At 38.1% G+C, this 21,875-nt stretch carries 10 protein-coding genes; 3 read left to right on the top strand and 7 right to left on the bottom strand.

Going from position 1 to position 21,875, the window contains the following annotated elements:
- Positions 1-15: 15 nt before the first annotated feature.
- Positions 16-5,292, bottom strand: coding sequence for a hypothetical protein (locus ABMA72_RS02780; protein ID WP_393055984.1), 5,277 nt, complete (start codon positions 5,290-5,292; stop codon positions 16-18).
- Between the two features lie 368 nt (positions 5,293-5,660).
- Here ABMA72_RS02780 and ABMA72_RS02785 point away from each other — a divergent pair, with 368 nt between their 5' ends.
- Positions 5,661-10,547: a hypothetical protein gene (locus tag ABMA72_RS02785; protein ID WP_393055987.1), complete on the top strand. Its 4,887-nt coding sequence runs from the start codon at positions 5,661-5,663 to the stop codon at positions 10,545-10,547.
- Here ABMA72_RS02785 and ABMA72_RS02790 read toward each other — a convergent pair.
- From ABMA72_RS02790 to ABMA72_RS02800, 3 genes are read right to left on the bottom strand one after another with little or no spacing between them, the layout of a single operon-like run.
- Positions 10,534-11,550 carry a hypothetical protein gene (locus tag ABMA72_RS02790; RefSeq protein ID WP_392855844.1) on the bottom strand — a complete coding sequence of 339 codons (1,017 nt, stop codon included), beginning with the start codon at positions 11,548-11,550 and terminating at the stop codon, positions 10,534-10,536. The two genes, ABMA72_RS02785 and ABMA72_RS02790, sit on opposite strands and share 14 nt — an antisense overlap.
- Positions 11,547-12,632 (bottom strand): hypothetical protein, encoded by a 1,086-nt coding sequence (locus ABMA72_RS02795; RefSeq protein WP_392855847.1) that lies wholly within the window; start codon positions 12,630-12,632, stop codon positions 11,547-11,549. The genes ABMA72_RS02790 and ABMA72_RS02795 overlap by 4 nt, the downstream gene beginning before the upstream one ends.
- Positions 12,633-12,655: 23 nt before the next feature.
- Positions 12,656-13,327, bottom strand: a complete 672-nt coding sequence (locus ABMA72_RS02800) for a hypothetical protein (protein WP_392855848.1) — start codon at positions 13,325-13,327, stop codon at positions 12,656-12,658.
- A gap of 336 nt (positions 13,328-13,663) precedes the next feature.
- Here ABMA72_RS02800 and ABMA72_RS02805 point away from each other — a divergent pair, with 336 nt between their 5' ends.
- Positions 13,664-15,445, top strand: coding sequence for a S41 family peptidase (locus ABMA72_RS02805; RefSeq protein ID WP_392855850.1), 1,782 nt, complete (start codon positions 13,664-13,666; stop codon positions 15,443-15,445).
- Between the two features lie 19 nt (positions 15,446-15,464).
- On the opposite strand, the gene ABMA72_RS02810 is transcribed toward ABMA72_RS02805, so the two are convergent.
- On the bottom strand, positions 15,465-16,295 hold the full coding sequence (locus tag ABMA72_RS02810; protein ID WP_392855851.1) for an SAM-dependent methyltransferase: 831 nt from the start codon (positions 16,293-16,295) through the stop codon (positions 15,465-15,467).
- 157 nt (positions 16,296-16,452) lie between these two features.
- Complete coding sequence (locus ABMA72_RS02815; RefSeq protein WP_392855852.1) at positions 16,453-18,561, bottom strand: hypothetical protein; 2,109 nt, start codon at positions 18,559-18,561, stop codon at positions 16,453-16,455.
- A gap of 323 nt (positions 18,562-18,884) precedes the next feature.
- Between ABMA72_RS02815 and ABMA72_RS02820 the strand changes: the two genes are divergently transcribed.
- Entirely contained in the window at positions 18,885-19,628 is a 744-nt protein-coding gene (locus ABMA72_RS02820; RefSeq protein WP_392855854.1) for a glutathione peroxidase, read from the top strand.
- Positions 19,629-19,663: 35 nt separating this feature from the next.
- Here ABMA72_RS02820 and ABMA72_RS02825 read toward each other — a convergent pair whose 3' ends face one another.
- Complete coding sequence (locus tag ABMA72_RS02825) at positions 19,664-21,838, bottom strand: glutamine synthetase III (RefSeq protein ID WP_392855855.1); 2,175 nt, start codon at positions 21,836-21,838, stop codon at positions 19,664-19,666.
- Between the last annotated feature and the right edge of the window lie 37 nt (positions 21,839-21,875).

The following is a 21,875-nucleotide window of genomic DNA, read 5'->3' on the forward strand; positions in this document are numbered from 1 at the left end:
TCGACTATTGGTATTCTATTTCACTTTTGGAGACAGTTGCAGTAACCTCTCCATCGCTTTTGGATCATCTTTTAATGTAAAGCTCAGCTCAACACGTTGTGACTGTGAACAACTATAGTCACCACACTTCATGTCTTCGTTTGCAAGTGGTACTGCAAAACTAGCAGGCTTTCTTTCTTCAACAATAAACCCTTTTGGTTCAATTAGTTCAGCTGCAATCGATTCACGTTGTCTCTCGATTACTGTCTCAAGAGGAATCGGTCTTGAGAAACCATAACCAATCGACTTCGTCACATTTCTCATATAGAACTTATATGGATAATTCATACCATCGCTATAAATATAGTTTGAAATAGCTAAGGCACGACGTGACGATAGGTTTAAGTTATAGTTATACGAGTAAGCTTCTGCCATCATTGGATCAAGTGCCTTACCACCAAATAGTGGAGAGGCGTGACCTTCAACATTGAAGCTATCAAGTTGCTCTCTTACTGTATCATCAGCAAATAAAACTTCAGAGTACAATGGAATAAGCGACTTAAGCTTCTTCTTAGCGTGTCTACTTAGTCTTGAAGAACCTGTTTCAAATAGTAAGTTCTTATCCATTAGAAGTGTTACGTTACCTGTTTTTGGATCAACCGCTGCATCGATATTATTACTTCTAAATTTGTCAGCAAGGTTTCTCGCAATATTTGCACGTAAGTTCTTCTTCTGATCTTCAACTTTTTTCGCAATCTTCTTAACTTGTTTCATGAAATCTTTCTTATCATTAACTTCAGCAAGACAAGAGTTAAGCTTCTTATTCGCACCATCTAGTCCATTACCAAGTTCTGTAACTTTCTGATTCAAGGCACTTGATCCTGTCTCACAAGCATTTAGGTCTTCACCAAGAGATGCGATTTTACGGCCAAGATTACCATTCTCATCATTCTTATTAGCAAGGGCATTTTGTAGGTCACTTACCTCTTTACCAAGTCCTGCAACCTTCCCTTTTAATTCATTATTTTCGTTATTAAGTCCAGCAAGCTCACCTTTTGCTTTACCAAGGGCCTCTTTAAGTCCACCGTTCTCTTTTCCAAGACCAGCAAGTTTACCTTCTGCCTTACCAAGAGCTTCTTTAAGTCCACCGTTCTCTTTACCAAGACCAGCAAGCTCACCCTTTGCTTTTCCAAGAGCTTCTTTTAGTCCACCGATTTCTTTGCCCATTCCGGCAAGTTTACCTTTGGCCTTTCCAAGAGCTTCTTTAAGTCCACCGTTCTCTTTACCAAGACCAGCAAGCTCACCCTTTGCTTTTCCAAGAGCATCTTTTAGTCCACCGATTTCTTTGCCCATTCCGGCAAGTTTACCTTTGGCCTGTCCAAGGGCTTCTTTAAGTCCACCATTTTCTTTACCAAGACCAGCAAGTTCACCTTTAGCTTTTCCTAGAGCATCTTTAAGTCCACCGATCTCTTTACCCATTCCGGCAAGTTTACCTTTGGCCTGTCCAAGTGCTTCTTTAAGTCCACCGTTCTCTTTACCAAGACCAGCAAGTTCACCCTTTGCTTTTCCTAGAGCATCTTTAAGTCCACCGATCTCTTTACCCATTCCGGCCATCTTACCTTTGGCCTGTCCAAGGGCCTCTTTTAGACCGCCTATTTCTTTACCCATACCAGCAAGCTTACCTTTTGCTTGCCCTAGAGCTTCTTTAAGTCCACCATTTTCTTTACCAAGACCAGCTAGCTCACCCTTAGCTTTTCCAAGAGCGTCTTTAAGTCCACCGATCTCTTTCCCCATACCGGCCATCTTGCCTTTGGCCTGTCCAAGAGCTTCTTTTAGGCCACCGATCTCTTTCCCCATACCGGCCATCTTGCCTTTAGCTTGTCCAAGCGCCTTCTTAAGTCCACCGATTTCTTCACCCATGCCTTTCATCTTACCTTTTGCCTGACCTAGAGCTTTCTTAAGCCCTCCATTTTCTTCAGACATACCAGCAAGCTTTCCTTGGACCTGGCCAAGTGCTTTCTTAAGTCCACCATTCTCTTCTGACATTCCTTTAAGTTTTCCCTTGGCCTCGCCAAGCGCCTTCTTAAGGCCGCCATTTTCTTCAGACATACCAGCAAGCTTTCCTTGCGCCTGTCCTAGAGCTTTTTTAAGTCCACCATTTTCTTCTGACATTCCTTTAAGCTTTCCTTCAGCTTGCCCGAGAGCATCCTTAAGTCCACCGTTTTGTGCCATTAGAGACTTCTTATCACCTTCAAGTTTTCCAACCATCGCCTTAAGACGATCAACTTCACCTGCAAGACCTTTATTCTTAGCGTCTCCCTGGGCAAGTTTTGATTGAAGGTTTTTGATATCACCTTTAAGGCCTTGATTACTTTGTTGTGAACGTGCAAGATTAGACTTAAGCCCTTTCACATCATCATTTAGACCTGCGATTTTTCCATCACGAGCGGTAACATCAGCATTTAATTTTTTAATTTGAGAATCTTTTTGTGCAGTAAGAGAATCCATGGCCTGAGCATGTTTCCCCTTTAGATCTTTAATTTGGTTATCATAGGCCATTTTTTGATCGGCCTTATTCTTTTCATACTGCTTTGTTAAATCTGTAAGCTCACGTTTGTGATCAGAGTTTAATTTTGCAATTTGCGACTGTGCATCTTTTTTTACACCAGCTAACTGCTTTTCTTTTGTATCAAGTTCTGATTGGTACTTCTTATTTAAGTCAGCAATTTTTGATTCATAGCCTGCTTTTTGTTTTGCTTCTGATTTCTTATGCATTTTTTCTAGATCAGTAATCTTCTTAGCGTGATCAGAGTTAAGCTTTGCAATTGTTTCTTGTGATTTCTTAATAGTACCTGCTAGTTGAGCATCTTTTGTATCAAGCTCTGCTTGGTGTTTCTTATTAAGATTTGCAATCTTCGACTCATAACCCATTTTTGTATTTTGTTGCTGTTTTTGATGAGACTTTGTTAAGTCATCAACTTTCTTAGCGTGATCAGAGTTTAGCTTTGCAATTGTTTCTTGTGACTTTTTAATAGTACCTGCTAGTTGAGCTTCCTTTGTATCAAGCTCAGACTGGTGCTTCTTATTAAGATTAGCGATTTGAGTCTCATAACCCATCTTCGTATCTTTTTCTTTTTTCTCATATGACTTTGTTAGATCCGCAACTTTCTTTGCGTGATCTGCATTCATCTTAGCGATTGTTTCTTGAGACTGCTTTTTCTGACCAGCAAGTTGTTGGTCCTTTGAAGTAAGCTCAGACTGAAACTTCTTATTAAGATTGGCGATTTGAGTCTCATAACCCATTTTCGTGTCTTGTTGTTTCTTCTCGTAAGACTTAGTGATCGTATCCACTTTTTTGGCGTGATCAGCATTAAGTTTTGCAATCGTATCCTTAGACTGCTTAATTTGGCCGTCTAATTGTTGTTGCTTAGATGTAAGCTCCGACTGGTGCTTCTTACTAAGATTTGCAATCTGAGTTTCATAACCCATTTGCGTGTCTTTTTGTTTCTTTTCATAACTCTTAGTAAGAGTATCGACTTTCTTAGCATGATCAGAGTTAAGTTTGGCAATTGTTTCTTGAGACTGCTTTTTCTGACCAGCAAGTTGTTTTTCCTTAACATCAAGTTCACCTTGATACTTCTTATTAAGATCAGCGATTTGAGTTTCATAACCCATTTTCGTATTTTGTTGCTGCTTCTCATAAGTTTTCGTTAGATCAGATACTTTCTTTTGGTGTTCTGAGTTAAGACGAGCAATAGTTTCTTGTGAATCTTTCTTTTGCCCAGCAAGTTGCTTATCTTTTGTATCAAGTTCCGTCTGGAACTTCTTATTCATGTCTGCAACTTGTTTTTCATATCCAGCTTTTTGTTGCTGTTTTTGTTTTTCATAAGTTTTTGTTAGGTCGGCCACCTTATTTTGATGGTCAGCATTTAGCGTCTTAATCTCATGCTCTTTTGTTGAGATGATATTGGCATACTTCTTATTTAGATTATCAACTTTAAGTGTGTGATCTTGATTAAGTTTTTGAACTTCTTGCTCTTGGGCCTTTTTCTGTTCAACAATCTCTTTTTCAAGCTTTTCTTGAGCAATAATACGCCCTTTTATCTCACGATTTGCCTTGGCGATGAGTTCTTCATTCTTACGCTTTACTTGTTGAAGCTCTTGAATTTTCTTTGTGTCTTCAGTTACTTTTTGAAGAGTGTTAGCAAGTTTTGATCTAACCTTCACAATTTCATTATTAACAAGCTTGTTTTCGGCCTGTTGCTCCTGAACTTTCTTTTGCTCTACTTCTAGCTTTGTCTCAAGCTTAGTTTTAACCTGAGTAATCTTTTTGATATCTTGTGTTTGTTTCGTAATTTCCTGCTCTAGCTCTTTAAGTTTCTTTTCTTGCTGAGTTTTTACTTGTTCAACACTTGAGAGAGTTTCTTGAATTTTTTTCTTCTGCTCTTCAACTTGTTTCTTTTTCTTATCAAGTTCACCAACTTTAGAATAAAGAATATTATTCTTATCCTGTGCCTTAGCAAGCATAGAGTCACGTTCTTTAATTTGTTCTTCAAGATCTATTAGTGATTTTTCTTTGAATTCAAGAACAGTTTTAATTCTCTTCTGCTCTTGTTCTTGCTCTTTAATCTTCTCTTTTGTTTGCTCAAGATTCTTAGAAAGTTTATCGTTCTCTTGAGATTTTTGCTTCATCTCTTTTACGATTTGTTGAATTTTCTTTTGAAGTTCTTGTTCTTCTTTCTTTTGTCTCTCCATCATACGTGAAAGCTTATCAAGCTGGGCCTCTTTAGAACGTAGGTCATCTTGATTCTTACGAATCTCTTCAAGACGCTTCTTCATCTCTTTAGCTTTTTCGTTGATTTCTTTCTTTAATTCTGAATTTTCACGAGAGATCTTTTTAGACTTATACTTTTCTTTATCAAGTTGTTGTCCAACTTTTTCAACAATTGATTCTTTCTTTGTTTGGTTCTCAACCATCTCTTCCATGATCTTCTTATTCTTTTCAAGTTTCTCAACAAACTTAGAAAGCTCGACCATTTTCTGGTTAATCACGTTCTTATAATCAGTAACCTCAGTGATTGATTGCTCAATCTCATTCTTGGCCTTCATTTCTTTGATTTTTTGCTCTTTGGACACCATTCCTTCAAGCTGTTGCTCGTGCTTCTTCTTCTCCTGCGCTTGCTGAAGTGATTTAACACCAACTTTAATCATGGCAAATACGAACATTACTAGGAATACAACTGCAACGGTTGTAAACATATCTGAGTATGAACTCCAGATTGACCCGTCGTCTTTTCTTTCTTCTCTTTTCATAATCCTACCCTCGAACAGATCATAGGATAGCGATTTCTAGAGTTTATTAAAGGCAATGGCCTCTAGGGCCTTGAATTATCTGAGTAACTTAAATATTTACACGTGCTTAACAGGGCAAGAGAGCATTTCTTGGGCCAAAAACCAACTTGCAAGTTGAACACCAAAAGTGGCAAATATTGTGGCCAACGTAAATAATATTGGCCGTTGCCCAATATCTGAGTCAAAAGATCGGAATCATTTGGGCCAGTTTATCTCGTAACCACCTAATAACTCATTTTACTTCGTTTTTACTGCGGCATATTTTAACCTTACTTTATATTAATCTTAAGTAGTTACGTGATTGAGACGATAACTATTTGGGATAGTAAATGAAGAAATACACGGAACAGTTTAAATTCATTCTGACGTTTACGCTATTGCTTATGATGGCAAGTTCATGCGTACCTCAGGCAGCTAATAATCGCTCTACATCTAGCAGTGACAATGATGGTGTGGAATCAGAGATCAACGATCCAAGCTTCGAAGACTCAAGGGCCTATATTCAATATGCAGGAAATGTTTATGATTCTGTATTTGAAATGGATAATTACTTTGATGACAAGCTTACATTAAGAGGTCGTGGGATTCACAATTACGTGAAAGAGAATCTCAATAAAACATACTGTGCAGTTGTCAACTTCCCTAGTATTGAAAGTGGTACTCCACTTGTTGCGGTAGGATTTCCACAGTACACGATCAATGTCTCAGAAAATTCAAAAGAATATTTCTTAAGATTCACTTATCGCACAATTGATAAATCTATCACACAAAGCTATTGTGATAACCTTGATGTTCAATCTTTTATCGTCGCTAAGGCCCTAAATTCAACAAAAGTAAAATACGATATCGATGATATTTGTCCAACATGCTCAAATATCACAACAACATCAGGTTCTCTGCTTCTAACAACAAATGCAGGAGATGACCTAACAACAGCACTTGGAAATAGTTTATCATTTAAGTTGTTCTTCACTTATATCGGAACTCCTGATAATGGAAATCTTTGTTCACAAGACTCACAATGTACAAGTAATGGAAGTGACTACTGCTGTCTAAACGGACAATGTGTTCAAGACTTGTCTGCCAAGACAGAAAATATCCCTAGCACAATCTTAAATGAGATTGATCTGAATCCATCAGCAATCTACAACTATCCTAACTACTATAATATTTGTACAACAGGTTCAGTTCCAGGAACAGATCCTGATGATGAATACACTCCTGATGAAGAAGCAGCGATTCGCTTTAATCGTTTGAAACAACTTTTTCAGTGTACGACTCCATTTGATGGTGAACGCGGTATTTGTACAACAATCTATGAAGGTGCTCGTACAGACCTAGAGGAAAATTACGAAACGAATATTGATGACACAAATTTTGCGACTACATATAAAGGAACAAAACCTTTTGCTAACTCAATCCATGAAGTGCGCTATCAAAATGGTGTTATCTATAAAGAAGGTGCTCCCATTGTTCCAGGAACAGTAAGCATCTCCGGTGAAAATGACAACTTAACAGATACGACTAAGCTAAAAATCACGACACCATATAGTGAAACGAATAAGTACAAAAACCTTGAGATTGATGCCTATACTGATGTTTCATGTAAGCGTATCAATAATTTCCAGGCCCAATGTTATAAAGTCTATAAGCAAGGACAAAATGAAGGAATGGCCACTGACCACTACCCTGGAACACAACGCTTTCAAATTCCTTATTATGCAAACCTAAGCAATAAATTAGTCGTTGAAGTCGATGAAGTGACAAGAACACAAAATACTTCATGGACTCTTTCTGTAGGAGCAATTAATGAAGTTGTCTTTGGAAATAACTACATTGTTCAAGACTCACAAACAGTTAAGATAATCTTCTATGTTAACTTAACAACATATCCAACAATCCTGACATCTAAGGAAGCTGCACAACAGGAGATCGCTACATATTGTAAGTGTTCATTATCACAATGTGCGCTTGAAGAAGTTAGGGACACAAATGATGTGGTTGTTAATTACCAATGTTACTTAGTTTCTAATCAACCAGAAGCTCCCCTACAGCAATCATTTTACCTTTCGGCCAAAACCGCTCCACAGAGGTACTTTGATAGTAATGGTGTCTCTAAGAAAGACTTAACATTAACAGATGTAATTCTTGAACCAAATCTTGCTCAAGAAGGAACAGCGTTTGCTTATACGAGTGGAGATAAGTCAAAACCTAATAATTTAAATGATTACGTTGGCTTTAATGAAATCTACGGAAGCTTTGATCTGACAAGTACAGGGGCCAAAGCCGCGAAAGAGATTTCAGTTAATGAAGGGACAACGTATGATATCTTCGTTTCAGGTGGAAATTATTCAAGTTGTTCATCTTGTGGAAATGATTACTACGCTTCAAGCCTAAAGTATCTATCAAACGAGTTCACAAATGGCCCAGCTGGTTACCAACCTGACCTAACGACTTCATCAAGAAAGAAGACAACAAAGTATCGTTCTGATGACTTCCTCTTTGGACGTGCCTGCTTTGTGCCTGCTACGATGCTTGCTTGGACTCACCAACCTTACGAAGACCAACAGGATCAGAGACTTAATCGTATGAAGGCCCAGCACTTTATGGTTGCTAATGGTTATGATCGCGACTGGTATGGATTCAACTACGGATCTGTAATTGGATCATTTGATGGTGTTAAATGGTTTGCAGTTGGCTCAAAAAGAAGAATCAAGGCATCAAGTAATAAGCTCTTTCTGGCCATTAATGCAAAATTCTCTGATCAAACAGTTGAGAATAGTTATTCTGTTACAGTACAAGATTCAGTTATTAACGGAAGTTCAAATATTCCTACAACGGATTTTGCAACAGATGGAGCAACTTGCCAGCAAATTCACTCTTGTAGCACAGATAATGAATGTGTTTCTGCACTAGGTTGGGATTATGCTTGTGAGAATATTTCGACACTCTCATCACCTTTTCCAAATTTTGATGTAAATGGAAACGAGATCCCACAAGAAAGCGATATTGACCGCCTTCTTTCTCTAACAGGAACTTTTTCAGGTGGCGTAAAGAGATGTGTCTATCGAGGACGTGGAGCAGCTTGTTTACCAGAATACAACACTGTAAATAACTCTTCTCAGTCTTACACGACAGTTGGTTCAAAGAGACTACATGGTTGTTCATTTAACAATCACTGTCAGCCACTTGAAGGTGCCAATAATGATAAGTTTAATAATAGAATTTCACGTAAAGCAACTTCTCTAGCATTCCAAAATGGACAGGTTGATACGGATGAGGATCTTGTCTCAACAGTGGGACTAGAAGCACCGGCCCTTGGCCGTCCATTTAGCTATATTGGTAATGAAGCTCCTAATTCAAATGCAAAGAAGAACTTACTGCTAAATAATGTTCAGGGCCTCTGCCTACCAGGGCGTGATGCAAACTTAGAAGATGTAGTAGTTTCGATGGATCGTGAATCAGTTCTTGTTCCAGATTTCATTGGTAATATGGGAAATACTGTTACTGACCTACAAAATAACGTAAACCTTAATACTTTCCTAAGTTGCCCTACTTTTGATACGACTGGTGACTATATTGCCTTTGATCGAATAAATGATGTGACAACAAGAACATCAGATTTACAACTCCTATCAAGATCTCAAAACCTGAGTACATACTTCTTAGAAATTTTTGAAGGACTTACAAATAATGAACTTCTAAAAGACCTTGAAGATGAAGATGCACCATATGTTGATTCACAAGCTCTTCCTGTAAATGCATGCCTTAGAGCTCCAGGTTCAACATGTTTTACAGACCTTGATTGCTCGGCCTCTAAATTTGTGACAGATAATACAAAGGGTGTCTCAATCGATGATCTTATTACGGCAACAAGTCAGTATGAGCTATCTTTCTGGCAAACAGAACAGGTTTGTTCACAACCAGCACGTGTTGGCGATGATGACTATGACATAAGAAATAATCGCTGTTGTACAGAGATGGGAAATACATTTAAAGTCCCTACTCTTGATATCTTTGGAAGACCTATTTCAAATGATTCAACGATCACTAATAGTGACGGTGTTGATTTAACAAGAGTACCCGGTGCGGAAATTGGCGCAAAGACTGCAACACGCTTCTCAGGAAATGTTCTGACAGAGTATGAAAGACAAACTGATGGTATCAACACAATGACAATGGCAACTAAGGATGCTGGGATACCTGAGGCAAGTGCCTACTCTCAGTTTAAGGCCCTTTCAACTTATGGGAAGAAAATGTGCTGTAGCGAGAACTGGGTTCGAAGCTTTAACAAAGAAGTGAATGGTGGTGGACATGAGTGGGGGCCAAGTAAAATGCAAGCTCACGGTCAAGACTCACTAGAAGACTTTAAATGTTACAACTACGCTGATCAGTCAAAACAAAATTGTAGTGCCACTCAAGCTCAAAATACATCAAGCTGTTCACTTGTGGATATACCAGATGCAATTGGAGAAGATATCACAAAGTGGCTGGGATATTATGAGCTAACAGGTATTCCTAATATCGTTATCAAAGACCATATCTCAGGTGTTGTTGATATGGGTGATAATAAGTGTAGCAAACCAATCTATCGTGATGACACGGCAACTGCGGAATATGGTATTGATGGGTTTATGCTTGCAGACACTGCCGACTATGAGCCACTATCAAAAGCAAATGAATTCAAGCCAGTATTTGAAAGTGATGAGTTTGCTTGTTGTATGCCGGCAGGAACACAAATGCAGGCCGGAGATGATGCGAACCTTTGTTGTACTGGTTATATCAACCCGCAAAACAATAAGTGTCAGCTAAAGAATTATGCTAACGTTTCTGCATATACGAATCGTTATGTTTCAAGTGAACTTCAAAATCTTCCAGATTCAGACTTTGAACCTCTGACTGGGCACATGAAAGATCGTGAAAAGCTTGCTATCGTAGCATGTCAGCAAAGTATGTGTGCTGATGGTTATGTTGGTTTTGGTCTAGCTCATGGACAATATGGACTTCCAGAAGAAACACTTGCTGATGCAGATGCTGCAGGAGTTGGAAATGTTAAGCGATTTATGCAAAATACTGATAATGATAATGAGCTAGGTCGCGTTGACTACTTCCTAGAAGGTCTAAAGTGGAATGCTCACGTTTACTGTCTTCCGGCCAATGTTGCCAGTGAGCTTCAAGGCTCAACACCGGCCGTTCAAGTTCTTAACTGTAATTAAATTTAATATCATCAATAATCTTATCGAGGAGTGCCTTGGCCACTCCTCTATTATCCTTTGCAATATAAGGATGAATTTTCATACTAAGACTTAGTTGTCCATTAAACTCCATGGCAACAATACCAACGGGAAAATTCTTTGACCCTGGAGTTGTGGCAAACCACACCTCATCTTTCCCAAGAGACTTATAACTTTCATCTTCAACATTCCAAGCACCGATATTAGAAAATGTCCCAAGCCAGAAATTCTTTGTTGCAGAATTTCTAGAAAGTTTGGCCATATAATTTCTGCCAAATAAAACACCGATGTGGTGAACCCACCAGAGTCCAATATGATTGAGAGTTTTAACTTTTTCAGAAAAGCTATTTCTTATTTCTTTATAGTCAGAATTTGCATTAAGGCGTAGTTGAACAAAAGAGGTGTGATTTTCATAAGGGTTAGACTTATTAACGATTCCTCTAATATTAATAGGAAGTAGCCAAGAGTAGCGCTCATTTTGACATTCATCTTTGATCAGAGAAAAAACATGAAGATTAATAAGTTCTAAGAGCACAACATTTTGAGAAAGCTTATTTTCCTTTAGAAAATTATTAAAGGCCTTTGTCTCATCATGATTAAGTACCCCTATTTCAAATTCATAATTATCTTTAGGTCTAATATCATTACGTTCTTTCCACTGCGGGGCCTTAGCTGGTGAAATATCCGTCGCTTTCAAAGCAAGTTTCACATGTTTCCAAAATGAGATCTTCTTCTTGTAATTGGAATAGATCGGATCTCTTTTAGCGCCAAGTTGAGTAAGGTAATATGGAATGGAAGCACTTCCATCCATCAAAGAATGAGAGTACTCAAAGTATTCTGGAGACAAGAGACTTCCCTCATGCCACTTTGCCCTGCCAATAACACATTGATCGTTTTCTCCCCTTTCCTTTAATAACTCATACCAAACACCAACCCAGTCACGACTGAAGTAACGCTTCGATATGATATTAAAGGGCCAGATCACAGAAGACTTCCTTCAAAACGAAATGATCTCATAGGCCACAGTCCTTGGTTCTCATCACTGTGAATTTCAAACATATGTCCTGTATTCTCCACAACGACCCCATCAATTAATGGAGAGAAATGAATTGCATCCTGCCCCGTATAGAGATTACAAATATGATATTGATTTAATATTTTAGAGTCCTTTAGATATTTTATAACTGCTGAAATAATATCCTTTTTTGTGTCATTACTCATTTGTGACTGAAAACAAAGATATTGGATCTCTAATGTTTTTAGAATTCCGTTATCGACCTTTGGTCTTCCCATCATTTCAACAATATTAGTTAAAAACTTCTTTGCAAATTTTAAGTTATATAATTTATATGAGCGGCCTAGGTCACGATTTGAAATCATAAAAATTGATAAGAGTTTACCACCGTCAAAAACACCATAGTAAGCATTGCCTTCAGTATCATCTATTTCTTCCATCAAATCGAGGTCATGGGCCTCTTGGATATAAAACTTTTTAAAATCAGAAAAAGGAATTTCTCTAACATCATAAAACGTTGGATTAAAAACAGCAGGAATCACAACGGAATATACATGATAATTATTGATATAACGATAGTTATAACCACGGCCACCTTTTGTTAAAGAAGCAATGGCCTTTTCATTGTCTGAGAGAATAGCAGTATAGGCCATCTCACAGCGAAGATCATCTGAAAGCTTAGGCAGGGCCGAGATAACATCGGCAAAGCACTTTCTCCATTGAACCTTTGCTCGACGTCCACCTTGAGGTGAAACTCGTAGGTCACAAAAGTAGGCCACTGGACGATAATCACCGTCAATGTAGCGCAGGTGTCTTACAATTGTTCCAACACCACAAATACTTAAGTCTTCATTTAGAAATAAGAAAGTCCAAAAGTGATTGCCCTTTCTCTCATAAAACTTGAAGAAGTCATTGCCACGATCAAATGACAATGCCTCATCTCCAGTTTCCATATGAATATCTTTGTAAAAATTTAAGATCCCTTCGTTATCTTCTCTAGTCGCCAGCCTTATGTGTGAGTAAGGGGCAACGACCTCTTCCAAGGTCATCATACAAACGCTCCTTGCTAGCGAGACTAGCTATAAGATTTAACTTTCTTGATTGAGCGAGCTTTTAGTAGTCTCTTTAAAAGGAACATAACAATGCGACCAAAAGAAAGGTGTACATTCATCATTGTTCCATACTCAATCACTTCATCATCAGGCTCACTCATACCAGGTAGCATTTTTGTGTAGCCTTTATAAAGTCTAAACGGGCGTATTGTATTATAGATCTCACCAAGTTTTGGCTTGGCACTTGAGTATGCATAAATATAAAAGTTACGTCCCATACGTGATGCTTCAATATACATCATTAGCCAGAAGTAAACTCCTAGAAGTCGACAACGTTGGTAACGTGACATCCAAAGCGCTGTTGCTTCAAATAAATCATTTTCAAAATCAGGAACGTCTTTTTGTAATTTTGCTAAGGCTTCATCAGGTAAACTTTTAACAACACGAGAGTCACTCCCTAGTGCGAAAGTAAAACCACCACACATTAGCCCGTGTTTATTAAACAGAGCAAATGTCTTATTTCTAGCAAGAAAGTCTAAAGGAAACTTAACACCAATCCTTTGGTACGCGAGTTGTTGAAACTCTTGTAATTCGTCAAGTTCGTTAATGCATCTAAGCTCCGAGCGGTAAATACGCTTAACACGACGCCCCGTCCCAACAATAACACCTGGCAATACAGCTAATTGTCTAATCATTACTCTCTCCTGTTAGAGTTTTGCTGGGGACATCTTAGAAATAAGCTTAAGCATCAGTAAAATCTCAAACGATTATTAAAATTTCCCCAATTTCATCCTGCGCACTAATAATACCTATAAAATTGCACCCTTAGAAAGGGCCTAATGGAATCTTATTCAATTTCTAACAACATTTTTGGGAAATTCCGTCAAAAGAATAATATTTACAACAATTATTAGTGCCATTGTGCCACCTTGCGAATATGTCCATCGATGAATAATTTCAATAATTAATGCCAAGTACCATGACTTGCGCAGGCCTCATTGCTATTTTTCTCCATTCACAAAAGGAGCCCAATGAAGACAATAATGTCCCTACTACTATTAAGTTTCATGGCCGTTTCAAGCTATGGAATGCAAATCAACAAATCAGCATTTTCTGGCAAGAATTTCTGGTATATCGATCAAATCGATCGAGTTGAGATTATTACTGACCTATACAAGCAAACAAAAGCTGAATACGCCCTATGGGAAGTGAAGAAGAAGCGTATCGGTGTTGATGGAGATATGATCTTTAAAGAAGCAATTGAAGCAGAACAATCAATTGCAGATGTCGACGACGCCATTTCTCAAGCTAGAAGCAATATGGAATTCTACGATCGTGCAAGAAAACTAATTGCGAGCTTTCAAGATACACACTTTGGACTTAACACTCATATTGCAGCACCTTGGATTGTTTCAGGTTTCAATACGAAGTTAGTTGCAGACAGTGGAAAAGTTATTATCGCTTCAAAATATGCCAAGGTAATTGAGAAGTCAGTTATTGAAACACAAAATTACAATCTTAAAATGATTGAATTAGGTGATGAGCTAATTAGTGTTGATGGTGTTAAAGTTAGTGACGCTATCGAGGCCCTAATGCCATATATCGATGCTTCAAGCCCAGCGTTTGCAAGATCACGTGCAGCGGCCATGCTAATTGAGCGCTACTTCTTATTCCCTACAAAACCATACTTTGATATTGAGTTTAAAAGTGAAAAGACACAGACTGTTTATAAAACACGCCTACCTCTTTATTACTCAGGAAATACTAGCATCGTTAGAAAGAAAGACATTTCATTCTACCTTGAACAAAAAGGCTTCTTAAAACTTAAAGAGCTTCGCTTTAAATGGGATAACCAAAAGAGAACGTTCGTAAAGGATACAAGCCTTAAAGTAGAAACTCTACCAGAAGGTCTACCAACAGGTGCAATTGAGCTAGAGAACTGGACATCGGCAAATGGTGGGGGAAGCCCAATCGTTCGCTCTGCTCTAATCTTAAAAGATGCAAAAGCTTATGCTTATATGCAGGTTAACTCTTTTTCAGTATCAACAGTATACTATAAAGGTGAGCAGCTTTCTTTCATCGAAGCGTTAAGAAAGAATATTAAATTCTTTAAAGCACAGAACCTAAATCTAATTTTAGATATTAGAAATAATGGTGGTGGAAACGGTGGTTACCCTGCTCAACTTCTAGCTATGCTAACAGAGCAAGGTCAATCATACCCTAATGCAACTTGGGCCTCGGCAGTAACTCGTTATATGAGACAACTTATCGAGTACTATGGTGTTGAAGAAATCTTTAAAGACATTGGTGGAAGTGACTGGACAATGCAATCAGATGCATTCTTTGAAGCAGCGGCCGAAGGTAGAACACTTTCACGTGCAACTCAAAACTATGATATTACGGCAGACCCACAAGTTGGTGGATTTGATGGTAAGATCGTTGCCCTAGTCTCACCAAATTGTATTTCAGCATGTGATATTACGAGTATCCTATTACAAGGCTCAAAAAGAGCGAAATTAATCGGAACACATGCAAATGGGACAGGTGCAGGCTACCGCTCAAACGACGTGTATAACACGCAATTTAAGGACCGCTACAACGTATTCTCGACACAGATTCCAAATATGCTATTTGGTTATGGTGTTGAAGGACATCAATTTGGTGATCTTTTAGGAATTGACTCTGCCTATGAGTTAAATTCTGAAAACGTTCCAGTTCAAGCAGATGTAAATTATGTTGAGACTAAGAAAGACTTAACTAACTACATGTCAGGTTGGATTGAAAAAGCAATTGAAGTTTTAAACGCTGAATAAATAAAATACCAAGGCCACGTTACTTACGTGGCCTTATAAACATTCCAATTTCTCTACGGTGTGAAGGAAGATGACAAACAGATACTTCATACTTCTTATCATCAGTAAATACCTTGATCCATTCATCAACTTTTTTAAGATCATTGATAACAGGTGTCTTAATCGTTAAGAAAGCACCTTTAATATTCTCATAAAAATCCATAATACGACGAGATTGATTTGTGTTGAGGTCACCATTTAGGTTTAAGTCTGAAATGAGCCAATCACAGTGCTTTGGTAATTGGGCCCTCGTGACATCAAAGACACTCTTTTTGATATGTGAAAATTGCTCACCAAATTTTGATTCGATAAGTGGTGACATCAGAGCGGGATCAACAGAAACAAGTTTTGCACCTTTTTCAAGAACGTAGTATGAAATCCCACCTGGAGCACTTCCTATTTCAACAACTTGATCATTAGCAGTTATCACCTCATCAAACAGTCTAAAGGCCTGACAGGCCTTATGATAGGCCCTCGCAGGAACTTCCTCTTCACAGATATCACTCTCCTCTAATGAAAATGTATCTATTGGTGTCTTAATCGTCTCAAAATGCCAGAATTGGTTTTCTCCAACAGTAGCATACTCACCTTCAATGGGAGCTTGAATGTATTTATCAATGAATGTGGCCTGTCTGCGAGCAAAGACAACAGGTCGACTGACAAGCTGTGCTTCATAATCTTTAGGGCCTTTCATGCTTACAAATTCTTTATTAGAAAAGCTTAAATGAAGCTCTGGATGCTTTAGCTTAATTTCCTCTAAGAGAAGATCCTTAAGCTTTGGATGGTAGAAGAATAGATAAAATGCGTTCATGGAGAAAATATTAACATGAATAGTTGTGATGGGATACAACAACCAAATTCTTAATAAAATTCTAATAAATAGAGCTAATTTATATTTTGAAAATAATCCAGAAATCTGCCAAAAATATAAGACGCCCTCTCAAAAGGGCGTCTCGATATCTGTATAACTATAATGATGCCGGTGATCTAAGATTTTCTTTAATTTGAAACTGCGTAAAGATATTTTCCTTATTGGCCCCTTCAGAGTAAAAATTTTGATAAGGAATATCCCCGTTAAGATTTGCACTAACACTTCCCTTATTTGGATGAGATCCAAAAAGACGTGTTAGCAGGTAATCATTTTTAATCTGGTTATTCACGTTATAAGCAATATCTTTAAAGCGCCATAGAGGTAGCTCATGCTTATACTTTGCAAATAGTTGTTTAGAACCAATTTCCATACAAGCAGCAATCATTGACCTTCTCTTTGATGGCCTAAAGATATACTTCCAACGATATTTCTTCTCACACTTCTTTTTAATCTCAGAAGTATAATTGCCTGTTGACCATTCTTTTAAGAAATTTGCATAAGACTTATAAAGCTTATGACGACAACTACTAAAGAGTGATCGAAGTCTGACAAAGAAGTTTTTGGACTTACCACCACAGGCCTCTTTAAATACCCCGTAGATCTCATCAGAGTTACGATTTAAGAAATTGGCGATATTTGCATTATCCATAGTGATCGTCGAAGTAAATTCAGCTGGAGCACGAACTTGATAATGATCAAACATCGTTGCAAAATTTCCATAGCTATTTGTACGTTCTCTGACAAGATCCTTCATCTTATCTTCGGTCTTTGATACCGCCCAGCTATAGTCTTTATTAACCTTGCTTTGCTGATCAAAAGTCATAGTGAAGACATTAGTGCTAAAAATATCAAAGTCACGTCTAGCATGAATAAGCTCTTCTTCAGACTGATAGTTTATATTAACTTTCTTTGATTCAACGCGATCATTAGAAACCAATTGATCATAACCAATAAGCTTACCTAAGACGGCCCCAAGAAGTTTTGAAAAGATATTTTGTGTATACGATAATCTTTCATAACGGTGAGAGAAGAATTTATAAACTCGCCCATCCTTAACAACTTCTGTTGATTCAGTTTGTGAGTTCTTTACACCACCAATAATGAAAGCTAGATACTTTGACTCTTTAAGCTCCTTCTTACGATTCTCATAAGAAGTAATATTGTCTGCAAGTGTTGAATAATTAAACTTCCCAAAACGCACAACACCTTTAAGCTCATTTAGCTTATCACTATTTCTAAGGTCATCGACATATAAAGACATATAGGCCTTATATGACTTCTCAAAGCTATAATTAAAGTCATAACGAAATAAAGTTAATCTGATAAGATTTAGGAAGTCTGCCATTAATGTCACATTCGCACCGGCAGAAATTAATTTTGAATCCTCTGCACTTAAGCGAATAATCTCATTGGCCTTAGCATTATCAGCTGGCCCTAGACGTTGGATTTCCACAGTCGACTTTCTTTCATACTTGGCCAGCGCACCAGCAGCAACACCAATTCCACTATATGAAGCTGTCGCAGCTGCACCTGCAGCAAATGTTAGAGCATCTTCTTTCTTGATAAAATCATAATCTCCAAGCTTAGAGAAATTTTCTGGCCTAAGATATTTGTACATAAAGAAGAGACGATCAAATTTTGTCTGAAGTGCATCCTCCACATTATCAGCAAAGTGGTTAAACCTCATTGTTCTCTTTAGTGAAAGATTACTATAGGACTTAAGCACTGATGGAGAAATATTAATGATCCCCTTCGCTTGAAGTGCACCGAGGAAATTTCGAGCAGAGATCTCAATAACCATTTCATCATTTACGAGATAGCGATCTTCATCAAATAAAGATGGGGCCGCACTACGGTTAAAAAGAACCTTAAACCCATGAAAGTCACCAGCGTGTCGCCAACCAACAAGGTTAACACCACCAAAGAAACCATTGGCATCATGACTTAGACGATCGCCGATTGCCTGATAATTGGCCTGGTAATTATCATAGATTTGACGATAGATCGGAGAAATATCGGCAAGGTCAGTATCTGAAAACTCAGATTCTAACCTATGGTTGTCTACTGTGAAATTAGAAAATATAACAGGTTCAACGACATCCTCTTGAGCGAAGACATTCGTTGCTCTTGCTTGAAATAGAAATGTAAAAATTAAGAGAATAAGTGTTTTCTTCACTCTTTCCTCTGTATTACTTATTAAGTTCACCACGTCCCCCTTTAGTGATCACCCAATACCCAAGGCTCACTAGCGGAAAAGAAACGGGAACGAACGTGCAATACAGATTCTTTTAGCCTAAAAGGGATTCTACGTTCATTATTCGACACGATGCAAGATTTTCTTATTATTTATTGTCATTTATCAAGTTTTGAATAGTTACCCAGAATTTTTGATAGATTTTACTTATCTTAAGTTAATCTTAATTTAATGGATTTATTAGGCCAGGCCGACGATAATAAATACAAGACAAATGAGGTGACTAATTAAAATGGTCAACTTAAGCTAACTAAACAAAATCAAGGAGAATTATAATGGCATTTGAAAGTATTGATGGAAAGCAAGTCCCTAAGACATCATTTAAAGTTTTTAAAGATGGAGGATTAGTAGATCTAACATATGATGAAGTATTTAAAGGTAAACGTGTTGTAGTCTTCTCACTACCTGGTGCCTATACACCAACATGTTCATCGACTCACCTTCCACGCTACAATGAACTTGCTGGCGCGATTAAGAAAGAAGGTGTTGATGCAATCTATGTCCTATCGGTAAACGATGCATTTGTTATGGACGCTTGGATCCAAGACCAACACGCTGAAGAAGTTGGTGTTCTTCCAGACGGAAATGGTGACTTCTCAAAAGGAATTGGCCTATTAGTTGATAAATCAGATATTGGATTTGGTGCAAGAACTTGGCGCTATTCGATGGTCGTTAATGATGGAGTTGTTGAAAAGTCATTTATTGAACCAGATAAACCAGGTGACCCATTTGAAGTTTCAGATGCGGATACAATGCTTAATTACCTAAACCCAGAAGCAAAAAAACCGGAGGCCATTGCAATTATCACACGCCCAGGTTGTCCTCACTGTCACCGAGCAAAGGAGCTTCTAACAGAGAAAGGCCATAAGTATAATGAAATTATTCTAGGCCAACATACATCTAATCAATCTCTATTTGCCATTACTGGGCAAACAAAGGTTCCTCAAATCTTTATCAATGGTGAAAGAATTGGTGGACGAGATAAATTAGAAGAATTAAACGAACAGGGTAAATTATAAAAAAAGGCCGTCATCATGACGGCCTTCTTATTTATTTAAATTAAAAATAACATTTCAAAATAAGTTGGTACAGGCCACAGGTCATCAGGAATAATACTTTCAAGACGGCCACAGTGGTCAGCAATAATTTCACTAATTGGCATTAAATCGTATGCAAAAGAGTGAGCAACCTTCTCTTCGTCATGGACTTCACTTAATCCAGCAAGAGCATTTTTTAAATTTCTATTTTGCTCGAAAACTGCTTCTAGAGAGAATTGAAGATCTTTTAAAATTTCAGTCTCTACTGTTGCCTCAATTTTGATGGCCTTAGAAGCTGCAATAGATGAAGTTAATTTCGCCTTATAATTTAGTGCGGCCGGAACAACTAATTGGTTCACCATATTAGATAGTGTACTAAATTCAATCGTGCGCTTTGTAATATAAGTTTCAAGAAGAACATTGTAGCGAGTATCCAGCTCTGATTCACGGTAAATTCCATGCTTCGTTAAAAATGCTGTCTCTTCCCTATCCACAAGAACATTTAAGCTATCAGCTGTTGTCTTAAGATTTGGAAGTCCTCTCTTTTGTGCTTCTTCAAGCCATGCTTGTGAATAACCATCACCGTTGAAGATAACATCCCAAGATTCATTAATGAAAGTATGGCAAATATCAAGTAGTGCCTGATCAACTGAGACACCATCACGAGTTTTAGCTTCAAGTAGATTATTGGCCTCTTCTAAAACGGCCGCTACTGCACCATTAAGAATCGTTAATGGGAAACCAATAGATTGATCTGAACCACATGCACGGAATTCAAATTTATTTCCAGTAAAGGCAAATGGCGAGGTTCTATTTCTATCCGTATTATCTTTTGGAAGCTTAGCAAGTGCTCCTGCTCCAAGATCGAGAATAGTTTGTGACTCTGGAGAAAATTCTTCACCTTCTTTGATGGCCTTAAAAATTCTTTCAATTGTTGAACCTGTAAAAACTGAAATGATCGAAGGAGGTGCTTCATTTGCGCCAAGACGATGGTCATTACTATGAGAAGCAATTGAGGCCCTTAAAAGCTTAGCATGGCGATGTACTGCTGCGATAACAACAGAAGTGAAGGCCAAGAAACGATAGTTTTGATGTGGCTCACTTCCTGGATCAAGAAGATTGATTCCACTATCACTTGCAAGTGACCAGTTTAGGTGTTTACCTGAACCATTAATCCCAGCAAATGGTTTCTCATGTAAGAGAGCAACAAAACCGTGACGGATGGCAACGTTTTCAATCGTGGCCATAACCATGTGGTTATTATCGGCCGAAACGTTTGCATCTCTAAAGATTTGCGCAAGCTCAAATTGTCCTGGGGCAACTTCATTGTGACGAGTCTTGGCAGGAATCCCTAATTTATGAAGCTCATAATCAAGCTCTTCCATAAATGCTAAAACGCGCTCATTGATTGCACCAAAGTAGTGGTCATCTAATTGTTGGTTCTTAGTTGAAGGCGCACCAAAAAGCGTACGTCCAGTCATAACCAAATCTTCTCTTAAATTATAATAACTCTTATCAACGAGAAAATATTCTTGTTCAGCTCCACACGTTACAATCACGCGATCAACATTCGTCTCCCCCGTTAAATGAAAGAATTTCTTTGCACTTTCTCCAAGAGTAGAAACCGAACGAAGAAGTGGAGTTTTAATATCGAGGGCCTCACCATGGTATGAAACAAAGGCCGTTGGAATACAAAGAGTTTTTGACTCTCCCGTTCCGATCAAGAACATTGGTGAAGTTAAGTCCCATGCAGTATAACCGCGGGCCTCAAATGTCGAGCGTGATCCACCATTTGGAAAAGATGAAGCATCGGGCTCACCTTGAATTAACTGACTTGCAGATAATTTCTCAATAGGTCTTCCTGTTGAGTAATCGAAGTCTAAGAAAGCATCGTGTTTTTCAGCAGTCGAGCCAGTTAGTGGTTGAAACCAGTGACAAAAGTGAGTTGCACCCTTATCGAGGGCCCACTTTGTTACGGCCTTAGCAACGATCTCTGCCTGGGCCTTAGAGATATGAGAGTTTGAGTGAATTGCCTCGTTAATTTCTTCCTTAATTGAATCAGGTATTTCCTCGGCCGTTTGAATATCAAACGTATTCTCACCGTAGTAATCTGTTACTTTTTGATGCTTACCTGATTTATCTCTGGGACGTAGAAAATTTAAACCTTCAATTAGATTATTTGGGACACTCATTTACTTCCTCTCCGTGGCAGTATAGATGGATAACTAC

This window comes from Halobacteriovorax sp. CON-3, assembly GCF_043196995.1.
Taxonomy (GTDB): Bacteria; Bdellovibrionota; Bacteriovoracia; order Bacteriovoracales; family Bacteriovoracaceae; genus Halobacteriovorax_A.